The sequence below is a fragment of the Leptolyngbya sp. PL-A3 genome, assembly GCF_039962325.1.
GTDB lineage: Bacteria > Cyanobacteriota > Cyanobacteriia > Elainellales > Elainellaceae > Vacuolonema.
The window spans coordinates 1-11,134 of the sequence record NZ_JAMPLB010000118.1; the positions used below are offsets into that span (position 1 = coordinate 1).

Consider the following 11,134-nt stretch of genomic DNA (forward strand, 5'->3'; position numbering starts at 1 on the left):
CGAGGATGTTCCATTCTTCATCAGTGAGGCTGCTGGAATATGGCATGGTACCTTGGTTCAAGGGATTTCAGTACCTTAATTTGAGATTGTAAAGATGTCAAATGGGTTCTATACGCATCTACTCCACCATGTCACCTCTCGACCTCATTATCCGCAATGGCACCGTTGTGACCGCCATTACACCCCCTACGAAGGGATGCAACTGCGAGGCTACCCCGACATTACCCTATCTCGTGGGGAGGTCGTATGGCGCAATGGTGAGGTGCTGGCAAAAGAGGGACGAGGGCAGTTTTTACCGTGCGATCGCTCTCCCTATGCCCGCCCCAAGGTTCGCTAATGTTTACGCTTACAGCGCTGTGCGCTTGAATCACCACGATTGTTTATGTGAGAGCCGCGCTCTGCACGGCTCTCACATAAACAATCAGAAAGCCGAGAGTTTAGCCCGAAACCCACTCGCCTCAATCGGGTGGGTTTCGGGCTAGATTCCAAAATGAGAATTGCTAAAAAGTTATGGGTTTTAATTTTGTAAGAATTTTTATGGCAATGGCTATAAAACATCGAGGAGTCTAGTTTTACCGTTGCTTAGCGGCGATAAAAACTGGACTCCTCAGGGTTGGTATAACAGGGCAAACGTTACGCAACTCCGGCCAGTAAAGCCTTGGTGAACTCATCCAGATAATGATTGACCAGGTCGCTACATTCTTTGGGCATTTCCTGGGTCACAACTTCCTGCAACATTCGGTAAGCGCGGGAAGACTGCTGCTCTTTGTGTAAAGCCACCATAATGTTTTGCATCCACAGTAGCAACTCCTGCCGGAAGCCTTCTTCATCGTCACGTAGAATGGCGATCGCAATGGAGCGTACTACATAATCCATATCGCGGATGCACTTATCTTTATGCTGCTGTACCGTTTGAGCGTCGGTTTTTGCCAACTTTTGAAGAGCCAGCAGAATATACTCCCCAGACTTCTCCTGTAGCAGTGTGTAAGTCTTCAACCGCGCCTCATAGGTTTTGATATATACATGCAGCGTGTCCAGTTCGCTATCTGTCAAATAACGACCATCAGCATTCTGAATGCTTTGCTCAAGCGTAATGTTCATAGCGGGAATGAGGACTGTGAAGAATTGTGGGAATAAATCTACTGTAGTTACTTAATGTAACAAGAAGAGCCCGTACTAACCCGGAAAAACTTGAGGGAACGCGTGAGGTGCGATCGCCAACTGATCACGGAAAGTCACAGGAGGAAGTGCCTGTGTGCGCCACAGCGCACTTCCTATAGCTGTTCTCGGTAGCTGCATTACAGATTAATTAATCAACGGTGTGACGTAACCCTCGTACATGCGTCCCCTACATTTCGCATAGTTGAGAACTGCTATGAAGCAATGTATGGTCAGGACGATTGGCCTAGAACCTGACGATTTAGCTCCAGAAACGGCTGCACTAGAGCCATCCCTTCAGCAGTTAAATGGCGGGCCATGACGCTTTCCATAACGCGATAGGTGATGTCGCAACTGGCTTGCGCGCTAAAGGCCCGCATAACGGTCTGAAACCAGGCCAGAAACCGTTCCCTTACAGTTTTAGGGTCATTCATGAGCATGGCGACCGCCGTGTAGCGCAATACCCGGATTGTGTCCGTTTTCCATTTATCCTTAAGGTTCTTACTGCCACGAAAAACCTCCGGATGCTTGGCCTCGATCGTCTCAAAGACCTCCTGGATGATTTTACCTTCAGCTTTTACTAAAGCTTCGTAAACCTCCACTCGGGCATGAAAAGCCTGCATGTACTCCGTTATGATTGCCAGCTCGTCATCCGTTGCATATCGTCCTTCGGTTTCAATACTTAATTTCTGAAGCTGACTCAGCATAAAGTCACTCTCAACAGTAAAGCTATGTAAAGTCTTCCCAAAAGCTTGGCAAAAATTAATACAAATTAATATTTCTGTTTTGCTCAAGTAACTCAGGCTGATGAAACACAGAGCCAAAAGGCTATGTCCCGCCTCTCAAAAACTATTTAGGGGTTCTCCATCATCATGGACCCTTCTGCATGAATCGGTTTTTGAGGGCGTGAATTATTGCACAACTTCGCCACAAACAATTGGCTCAGAAAGTCTATTTGTTATCTCAAGAAGCCATCCGAGAAGGCTGATCTTTCGCTCTCATTAACGATAAACCGTCGGAATCAACCTATGTTTAGAATTGGAAGATGCTTGGTATGTCCAATTGTAAACATAGGAATTTTAAACATAGGCAAACTTAAGCCATCCGGCACTCGGTATTGTGCAGTTCTCGTCTGGTCATAGCACCAGATATTTTGGGAGAGCTGTGAAATATTCCACTCAAAACATCTGTTTCTGAAAACTGTCTGAAACGTTATTAAAAAGTTGATTTTCTGTGTCCTTTAGGTCTAGAAGATCAACTTTTTAGACGGGCTTAGGACTTACGCATTTGTTGTGTGTGGGGTGCAAAGCACCCCCACACACAACAAATGCGTAAGTCCTGAGTTTCAGAGAGCAGTTTGAAAGAAGCATAAAACGACGAGAGAGTGAGGAAAAGCTCACTCTCTCGTCGTTTTATGCTTCTTTTAACTCTCGGTTAGATGCCGCTGCTCTGCGAAAAATAGCCTGCAATATTGAGGTCTGTGGAGTCTTCAATCTGCTTCAAGGTGGAGCGGGTAATGAGTTTGCCTTCCTCTACCAGCACTTGACCGGTAATAGGGTGCAGCAAATTTTGCTCGGCCCGTCGTCCAATTAACACCTCAATATCCTTAATAGAATTGATGTACATACCGGGAGGTAGTTCTACAACAACTCCATTTGCCTGGACTCGAGCTTGGCAGGCAAGCCGAGAATTTGTCTTACAAGTTGTAATGACCTCTAGAGTCCGCTGCTCTCGACGGTTAATTGGGGTTAGGGCCTCCATGCCGTCACGGACATACACATGGCAGGTGGCACACATTCCTCGTCCACCACATTCACGTAATACATCAAGGTCCTTGTTAAGCAGAACTGACAACAAGTTGCCATTGGTTTCAATCGCCGTCTCCTGGTTAATCGGCTCAAGCTTGACCATTTTGACCATTACAATTCTCCGAAATAAGTGTTAGGGAGGTGGCAGTAGAGCTTTTTGGCGAGTGTCCAAATCACTCTGCTGTAAAATGTCCTGAAAATCTCGAATTACTTTTGAGCAACGGCTCACAAACGCTGCTATCCAATCACGAATCCACTGCTCTTCTTCAGAACTAAGAAGGTGGGAAAGATCTGTGGTAGTTGCAGGTTTAAATGTAAATTGGGCCGAGCGATCGGCCTGGAATTGTAGAAGCCATTCCACACTGGGGCGGCTAGACTTCCAGTAATTAGCCACCACAATATTGCCCAGGTAGTGCGTAGCAACCTGACTCATCTGATTCAAAGCAAGCACCACCTCTTTCGCACTCAGGGCAGGAGGAGGTGCCGCCACAGGAGGAGCGGGAGTCACAGGGGGCGACGGGAGAGGGCTGACAGGAGGCTGAACTGGCCTACCTGTGCCATTACGGGTAGTGGTTGAGGGGGCAGCAGTTGGGGCAACGGCAGCAGGGGATGTAGACACTGAGTCAGGAATACCCAATTTTGCTGCCCACTGATTCTGGCTGGTGAGGGTAATGTTTCCCGCCATCAACCGAAAAGTGGCGATCGCATTGGCTGCATCCTTTTGCAACTCCCCCTGTAATTGGCTAATAGCCTGGTGATAGTCCGTCTGCACAAGCTTGTCACCTGTGAGAACAAGCAGGATGATGCCATGTTGCAGTTTGTAAATGTAGACCTGATGGCCCGTAAACTGAAATTCGAATGAACCAAATCCTTCCGGGGTTGTATCAACGACCTGCTGGATGCCCTGTGCTAGAGCCTCTTTCTGCTGGAAGTTGAGTGCTTGATCGACCCCAAAGAAATAGGGGCGCGATCGCCCATCCATGAGGGCAACACCCGCAATTCCTGGTAAATTCAAAAAATCCTGGATAACCTCCCGCTTCATAAGATGCTCTAATACATAATTAGTGCCCGTGAAAGGAAGACTAAACGACCGTTCTACGCCCGACGCAAGTTTCCTGTCTTCATTATTCCCTTTCAATCTTGAATATTAAGGATAGATGCCTAAATGAATCGCCTTTCCGTTAAACTTACCCATTTATCCCCGGTTAGGGCACGTTTCGGGCAAGCAAGGTTGACAAAACTTTGGGAACAGGTGGGCCTATTGCAGACTAGGATCGCTGGAATGTAGTCCTTCCCCTATAATTCTGGCTCACTGGTGCGTAAAGGCCTATCTCGGTTCTACTGAAAATATCAATACAACCCGGATGGTTTTAAGGGTGTGCCTCAATTCTCGGCTCTAATTCTTGTTGGGCTTACCACTCATGTCTGACCTCCCTTTTACTTTAGACCAGCTCCGTATTCTCAAGGCGATCGCTGCCGAGGGAAGCTTTAAGCGAGCTGCCGACAGTCTGTATGTTTCACAACCCGCTGTCAGCTTACAAGTACAGAATCTGGAGCGCCAGCTCGATGTTCCCTTATTTGACCGAGGGGGGCGTCGGGCTCAACTGACAGAGGCTGGCCATTTATTGCTGAGCTATGGCGATCGCATTCTTTCCCTATGCGAAGAAACGTGCCGTGCCATCGAAGATCTCCAGAATCTCCAAGGCGGCACCCTCATTGTTGGGGCCAGCCAGACTACAGGTACTTACCTGTTGCCCCGCATGATTGGCCAGTTTCGCCAGCGCTATGCGGAGGTGGCGGTGCAGTTACATGTCCACTCCACTCGACGCACAGCCTGGAGTGTAGCTAATGGCCAAGTGGATTTGGCCGTTATTGGTGGGGAAGTCCCTCCCGAACTGCAAGAATCTCTGGACATTTCCCCCTACGCTGAAGACGAGTTGGCGCTGATTTTGCCCTCTAACCATGTGTTCGCTCGTCAGGGCATCATCCAGAAAGACGACCTCTACAAGTTGCAGTTCATCACCCTGGATTCGCAATCCACCATTCGTAAGGTGATCGATCAGGTGTTGACCCGCTGCGGCATCGAAACCCGTCGGCTGAAGGTAGAGATGGAACTGAACTCTATCGAGGCCATTAAGAATGCTGTACAGGCCGGATTAGGAGCCGCCTTCGTATCCATCTCTGCCATTGAGAAGGAACTGCAAATGGGGATGTTGCGACGGGTGCGTATTCAGGATGTGGTGGTGAACCGTATGTTATCCGTCATCGTGAATCCGAACCGCTACCGTTCCAAGGCTGCTCAGGCGTTTATGGATGAAATTCTGCCCCAATTTAGCCTGCATAAGGGCCGTCCGGAGGGAAGCTCTGCGGGTTCCATTCCAGATACCGTAACCAGCGGTTTGGAAGCGACACACCATCTCAGCCCGGCAGAAGCTACTGAAGCCGTCCCACTGGAAAACTGGTAAACGTCTATCCTCATCAGAATCCCTTCCTTGCTGTCGTATAACGATGGCAAGGAAGGGATTCTGTGCTTACCACAAATTGTTGTGTGCTTCTGCAGACAGAACTCCCCTGTTCTCTAGCGATGTACACTGAGAAAGTAGGCCGAATCCTGTCAGAAGACACCGTTTCGGCGTATGCTTATTAAGCAACGTAACGGTGTGGACCTATGGTGGAACGTCCTATTAAACGGTCTGAGCGACAGGCCAAAGGTGAGTCTGAGCAGACCGCAGCCAAACCTGCATCCGGTGGGTTCGAGCGAGGTGGCGATCGCCCCGGTGGTCGTCGTCGCGATCGCAAAGGTGGCAAAGATCGCGATCGGGATGCAGCACCAAAGCCTCCAGCAAACCCAGCTCTAGCCCGTGGCCCCAAGCCCTCGCCCAAGGTAGAATTGGCCGTTGAAGAACCCGTAGCGGAAGCCCCTACTGAAGAAGTGGCTGATGTCGCAGAAGTGGCAGCATCTGAAGCCGATGAGTCGGCAACGTCTGTCGCTGAGGAGTCAGCCTAGGCTGAGCCACCCTTTTGGTTATGGAACTGTCTTCGACTCCCCTAACCTCGCTTGAGGAAGCCGATCGCCTCCTCAAGCAATTTGATTGTTTAACCCCTGAGCGATCGCAGAGCCTCGATCATACGCAGGTACAGGCTGCCCTACAGCTGGTGGCTCAGCACTCGGATTACCAAATGTTGGGCGTCTGTGCCGATTCTCTGACCCAGGCTCAGTCAGCTCTTCGGGCGTATGCGACGGCATTGGGTTATGCCCCCGATCTTGCCGTTGAAGCTCCCGCAGGGCCTGTTTATCTCAAGTTCAACTCCCGCTCCAATCGGTGCTACGCCGATGGCTATCCTGGCCAGCATCGAGGCGTTCTGGTGTCCTGTCAATCTGCAGATGCAGATGGCATCAATCAGATGTATGGACATTTGCCCTTAAACTTGTTTTCGGCAGAATAGGTATGGCTGCCTAGAGTTCAGCGCTTTTCGATACCCAGGCAGAGCCTGGGTATCTTGTTCTTTCTACCTGTGGCATTTTTCTGTTTTTCCTATGGCCGTTGATGTCACCTTACAAGCCGCGTTTGCTGGCGATCGCCTTGACCGCTGGCTTTCTGAGCACCTGCCAGATCTCTCTCGGGCTCGCATTCAAAAATTGATTGATCAGGGGCAGGTCCAGGTCAACGGCCAAATCTGTACATCCAAGAAGATGGCTATTCAGGCTGGCGATCGCATCGACATCACGATTCCCGATGCAACTCCCCTGGAACTAGAAGCACAATCCATTCCCCTCGACATTCTCTACGAGGATGACTCTCTCCTGATTCTCAATAAACCTACTGGTTTGGTCGTTCACCCGGCTCCAGGCCATGAGGACGGCACTCTGGTTAATGCTCTCTTGGCCCATTGCCCTAACTTAACGGGGATTGGAGGGGTACAGCGCCCAGGTATTGTGCATCGGTTGGATAAAGATACGAGTGGGGCGATTGCCATCGCGAAGACAGACCAGGCCCACCAACATCTGCAAGCACAATTCAAAGCCAAAACAGCTCGTCGTACTTATTTGGCTGTGGTTTACGGTGCTCCTAAAGAATCGAGCGGTACCGTTGATGCGCCCATTGGTCGGCATTTGGGCGATCGCAAAAAGATGGCCGTTGTACCCCTCGAGAAAGGGGGGCGTCCCGCCATTACCCATTGGCAGGTGCAAGAACGGCTTGGGAACTATAGCCTGATGCAATACGACCTGGAAACGGGACGAACACACCAAATTCGGGTTCACAGTGCCCATATCGGCCATCCCGTCGTGGGCGACCCAGTGTATAGCTCGGGTCGCCCCATTGGCATTAATCTACCGGGTCAGGCTCTGCATGCTTGGCGGCTACGGTTGCAACATCCTCTAACGGAGGAGTGGATTGAGGCGATCGCACCGCTCCCTGACTACTTGACAAAGCTGGTTCAAGTTCTACGCCAACGCATGGGCCACCATCAATGCCATAAAGATGATTACCTTAGAGTGCATCCTGACGAAAATGGCTAGTATGCTGAGGCGGAAATCCACCACCTATGTTTTTGTGTGGGGTGCGAAGCACCCCACACAAAAACATAGTATGTAAACTTAGGCCGCAGCCTACTAGGAGTTTAGGGGCAAGTTGTTGGCTAATGAAAACCGAGGTTCAAGAAAAATAGTTTTCATGCTTCTTGTCATTCAAGAATTAAGCCATTATTAAATTGAATTTGGCATGAAAATCTCAAAGAAAAAACAAATTAAGTGTGTGTATTGTTGATGACTCCGTATCTATACAGAAAAGCAAAAACAATACACAAAGATCTACTTGAATATTCACCTTAGAGGAAATTTCAGTATCCGCATTTAAAGGACAAAAACCTTTCTGTGAAGGCTTGACATATTTTGCAACACAATTCCAGAAACAATAACTGAGTCAGATCCTATAATGGCTCCTTGGTGTTTTCAGCAACCTCTGTGTATTACCTGAATACTCTGAAAGTAGGCCTGGATCAAAATTAGGAATCTTTCTGGGCAAATATGCCTCATTTCTAAATAGGCCTGATTATTCTCTTAAAAAATTGGGCACTTTAAACCTACACAATGGCAGTGGAGATCGTCGTCATGGCAGATGCAGGAAATAGCTTTCGGCAAGCGAGAAGTATTTCACCGAAACCAGGGCTTACCACACTTCGTGAAAGGCTAAGCTCTGGGGATAGGAATGACTACTACCGCTTCAACCTTCGAAGCGCCAGTAGCTTCGATGCATTTGTATCTGGCATTCAACGGGGGAGTAATTTCGACCTACTCCTCTTCAATGGGAGCCAGCGTCTTATTCGCCGCTCTGCTAAAGCCGGCAATGCTAACGAAGCACTCAACCTGAGACTTGCACGGGGCACCTGGTATCTGCGGGTTCAATGGAAAGCTGGCAACAGCGCTTATAACCTACGATTCTCTGCCAATCCAGATCGCGCAGGTTCCACCCTCGGCGCAGCCCGTAACTTGGGCACCCTGCCTGCGACGGCAGTCTCCTACAACGACTATGTTGGGACTTCTGACCGATTAGATTTTTATAAATTCAATGTCACTAACCGCACGAGTTTAAGAACTACTCTCACACCATTCGCTTCCACAACGAACTTCAGCCTATACAATTCTGCTGGCACGGTTTTGGGTAGTAGAAGTGGGGCAGGTACAGCAGCCAAAAACCTTATACGTACTCTGGCTCCAGGAACTTATTATGTGGGAGTTCGTGCAGGGGGGGCAGCGGTTCGTTATTCCCTTCGCTTGTTAGGTAGTCCAATTGTCGATACTGCAGGTAACACTATTGAAAATGCCAAGGTACTACCGGTCAGCTTTGCGCCATCTAGCTATGCAGAATTTGTGGGAACCGGAGATCCGCTAGACCTTTACAAGTTTGAGACAATGGGTGGCAATCTGGTACTCAGCCTGACTGGATTAGAGAGCGGTACCAATCTAAAAATTGACCTGCTCAACAGTAGCGGTATCTATGCTGGCATTAGTAGCGATCTCGTCAATGGGGTTGAAACGCTTACTGCTGAAGACTTAAACCCAGGCACCTACTACATCCAGGTCAAACCGAATCCCTCGACAGCGAGTTCAGTCTATACGTTGAACTACCAGTTGCTTCCCCCCGATAATGTGGAGGATACACAAGAGCTAGCCACTCAAATTACAGCCCCTAACAACAGTCCCCTTTTCCCGGCACTGGGTGCTCAGGCTCAGGATTATAGAGATTTTGTTGGTGGTGGTGACGAGGATTGGTACAAATTTGACTTTACGGGTCAGGCTAGCAACTTCTTAAGCATCCGCTTGAACGAGTTAGCATCCACCGTGAATATGGAATTTTTCAAGGCTGGTAGCAGTAATCGGATTTTCACCAGCAGTGGTAATGCAGGGCAAGGCGCTTTTGAAGGCACCGTAGGGGAGGGTATTTACTACCTGCGGGTTTACGCTCCGGGCGTCAACACAGGCTCGACCTATAATCTGCAAATGTCAGTCAACTCTGGCAATAATCGCCCCAGCATTACTCGAGATATTTATCCTGATGGTGATTCTGGAGCCCGTCTGCTACAAGAAGTCCGAACGCTTAGCACCTTATTCTTTGTCGCAACGGATGGGCAGCAGCTTGGTCTGTGGAGAACGGGTGGTACTTTGGATACTACGATTCGAGTGGGAGTCTTTGACTCCATTGATCGTTTGCAAGCCGTAGGTGGCACCCTCTATATTGCTGGCGATTTAGCACAGGATGCCTTTGGCTCGGAATTGTATAAGTGGACAACTGTTGCTTCTTCTGACCCCAACGTAGCCTTGGCTGGACAAATCTCCCTGGTTAAAGATATAGCTCCAGGTACGGATCCAGGTAACGAAAACTTACCCCTGGGTTCTGGAGTTACTGGAATGACGGCTATCGGGAATTACCTCTACTTCTTGGCCAGCCCGACAGGGGCATCTGTTGATCAAGTACTGTATCGGACCGATGGAACGGGGGCTGGAACCGTACAAATCGCCAATGCTGGAAATTCATTTGGTGAACTGACGGCTGTTGGCACTACCCTCTATTACCAGGCAGCCGGCGCTGTTATTAATGGATCCCCTAGCACTAATTCGGTGCTATGGCGCATAGCTAACGCAACAAGCACAACAACACCTACTGCGACAGCATTACCCTCGCTACCCCAAGGAACTACAACTGTTAATCTCCGAAGTGTCAGTGGTTTGAGGGCGATCGGTAATGATCTCTACTTTATTGCTTCAGAACCGGCAAACCAAGCAAACCAAACGAACCGAGAATGGCGGAGATTAACGGGAGCAGGGACTCTTCAGACCCTTGATGCCAGTGGTGACTTCAATAGCTCCTTGACAGGGGTTGCAGCGATTAACCAAACACTTGCTGTTGTCGGCAACTACGCCTACTTTACAGCGTCTGCAGGCGAAGGTATTGAGTTGTTCCGCACAGATTTAACATCCGGAAGCACGGAACCATTACCTCAAATCAACAATTTGCCTAATCAAGGTGGTAATCCGAGCAGCTTAACTGTCTACAACGATCAATTGTTCTTTAGTGCATTAGATACGGAAGGTGATACTGAGCTTTATGTGATTACTGAACCAACTATAGCTTCGCCCACTATCACGAAAGTGAATCTTTTTGGAGGAACCGACAACTCCTCCAGTCCACGGGATTTCAGAGTGGCTGGTGGTAAGCTTTACTTCGTAGCAACAGGGACGAGTGGTACGGAAGTCTATAGCTACGATAAGGCCAACTCTTCTACGACTGTTGGTAGTTACTCCCTAGTCGTTGATATTGCTCCAGACGCAAACAGTTCAAATCCTCTGAACCTGGTTGTTGTTGGAGACACAGCCGGCGATGGCTCTCAAGGCCGCATCTACTTTACTGCCGATAACGGCATTAGTGGTCGTGAAGTCTGGGTCATCTAGTAGACAATAGCCAAACAAAAAGAGAGAGGGATACCCCCTCTCTTTTTGTTTGGCTTGAATTCATTCAACCTCAGGTTGATCGGAAAAGCTCCTAAGCCGAACTCATACCGTTTTAATATGAAGCTGCGCCAAATAGGGCTTCGAGAATGAAATCGTAGGACGTCAATGACGCAACCCTTTCAGGGGAAATCTTGTCGAGTTCCGAGGTCAGGAGTTT

At 49.0% G+C, this 11,134-nt stretch carries 10 protein-coding genes; 6 read left to right on the plus strand and 4 right to left on the minus strand.

Annotated features, from left to right (window positions below):
- The first annotated feature begins 94 nt into the window (after positions 1-94).
- The gene (locus NDI52_RS33705; RefSeq protein ID WP_190771503.1) at positions 95-337 is read left to right on the plus strand and encodes a hypothetical protein; all 243 of its coding nucleotides are present in this window, start codon (positions 95-97) and stop codon (positions 335-337) included.
- A 296-nt stretch (positions 338-633) separates the two neighbouring features.
- Here the strand turns inward: NDI52_RS33705 and NDI52_RS33710 are convergent, their stop codons facing one another.
- The 4 genes from NDI52_RS33710 to NDI52_RS33725 form a co-directional block, all read right to left on the minus strand.
- The gene (locus tag NDI52_RS33710; RefSeq protein WP_190771504.1) at positions 634-1,101 is read right to left on the minus strand and encodes a hypothetical protein; all 468 of its coding nucleotides are present in this window, start codon (positions 1,099-1,101) and stop codon (positions 634-636) included.
- Between the two features lie 290 nt (positions 1,102-1,391).
- A complete protein-coding gene (locus NDI52_RS33715) occupies positions 1,392-1,865 on the minus strand; it encodes a phycobilisome protein (RefSeq protein ID WP_190771505.1) in 474 nt (157 codons plus the stop codon).
- Positions 1,866-2,592: 727 nt separating this feature from the next.
- Positions 2,593-3,078, minus strand: coding sequence for a 2Fe-2S iron-sulfur cluster-binding protein (locus NDI52_RS33720; protein WP_190771506.1), 486 nt, complete (start codon positions 3,076-3,078; stop codon positions 2,593-2,595).
- 21 nt (positions 3,079-3,099) lie between these two features.
- Positions 3,100-4,008: a hypothetical protein gene (locus NDI52_RS33725; protein WP_348257107.1), complete on the minus strand. Its 909-nt coding sequence runs from the start codon at positions 4,006-4,008 to the stop codon at positions 3,100-3,102.
- 379 nt (positions 4,009-4,387) lie between these two features.
- Here NDI52_RS33725 and NDI52_RS33730 point away from each other — a divergent pair, with 379 nt between their 5' ends.
- The 5 genes from NDI52_RS33730 to NDI52_RS33750 all read left to right on the plus strand — a co-directional run bounded on the left by NDI52_RS33730 (position 4,388) and on the right by NDI52_RS33750 (position 10,917).
- Positions 4,388-5,431 carry a LysR family transcriptional regulator gene (locus NDI52_RS33730; protein WP_190771508.1) on the plus strand — a complete coding sequence of 348 codons (1,044 nt, stop codon included), beginning with the start codon at positions 4,388-4,390 and terminating at the stop codon, positions 5,429-5,431.
- A 203-nt stretch (positions 5,432-5,634) separates the two neighbouring features.
- Positions 5,635-5,973, plus strand: coding sequence for a hypothetical protein (locus tag NDI52_RS33735; RefSeq protein WP_190771509.1), 339 nt, complete (start codon positions 5,635-5,637; stop codon positions 5,971-5,973).
- Positions 5,974-5,993: 20 nt separating this feature from the next.
- Positions 5,994-6,413: a DUF1824 family protein gene (locus NDI52_RS33740; protein WP_190771510.1), complete on the plus strand. Its 420-nt coding sequence runs from the start codon at positions 5,994-5,996 to the stop codon at positions 6,411-6,413.
- A 91-nt stretch (positions 6,414-6,504) separates the two neighbouring features.
- The gene (locus NDI52_RS33745; RefSeq protein WP_190771511.1) at positions 6,505-7,488 is read left to right on the plus strand and encodes an RluA family pseudouridine synthase; all 984 of its coding nucleotides are present in this window, start codon (positions 6,505-6,507) and stop codon (positions 7,486-7,488) included.
- A gap of 570 nt (positions 7,489-8,058) precedes the next feature.
- Positions 8,059-10,917: a hypothetical protein gene (locus tag NDI52_RS33750; RefSeq protein WP_190771512.1), complete on the plus strand. Its 2,859-nt coding sequence runs from the start codon at positions 8,059-8,061 to the stop codon at positions 10,915-10,917.
- The last annotated feature ends 217 nt before the right edge of the window (positions 10,918-11,134 follow it).

Coding starts and splice junctions, on each gene's coding strand:
- NDI52_RS33725 (WP_348257107.1), bottom strand. CDS start 4,008: ATGAAGCGGGAGGTTATCCAGGATTTTTTGAATTTACCAGGAATTGCG.
- NDI52_RS33720 (WP_190771506.1), bottom strand. CDS start 3,078: ATGGTCAAAATGGTCAAGCTTGAGCCGATTAACCAGGAGACGGCGATT.
- NDI52_RS33710 (WP_190771504.1), bottom strand. CDS start 1,101: ATGAACATTACGCTTGAGCAAAGCATTCAGAATGCTGATGGTCGTTAT.
- NDI52_RS33705 (WP_190771503.1), top strand. CDS start 95: ATGTCAAATGGGTTCTATACGCATCTACTCCACCATGTCACCTCTCGA.
- NDI52_RS33735 (WP_190771509.1), top strand. CDS start 5,635: ATGGTGGAACGTCCTATTAAACGGTCTGAGCGACAGGCCAAAGGTGAG.
- NDI52_RS33750 (WP_190771512.1), top strand. CDS start 8,059: ATGGCAGTGGAGATCGTCGTCATGGCAGATGCAGGAAATAGCTTTCGG.
- NDI52_RS33745 (WP_190771511.1), top strand. CDS start 6,505: ATGGCCGTTGATGTCACCTTACAAGCCGCGTTTGCTGGCGATCGCCTT.
- NDI52_RS33740 (WP_190771510.1), top strand. CDS start 5,994: ATGGAACTGTCTTCGACTCCCCTAACCTCGCTTGAGGAAGCCGATCGC.
- NDI52_RS33730 (WP_190771508.1), top strand. CDS start 4,388: ATGTCTGACCTCCCTTTTACTTTAGACCAGCTCCGTATTCTCAAGGCG.
- NDI52_RS33715 (WP_190771505.1), bottom strand. CDS start 1,865: ATGCTGAGTCAGCTTCAGAAATTAAGTATTGAAACCGAAGGACGATAT.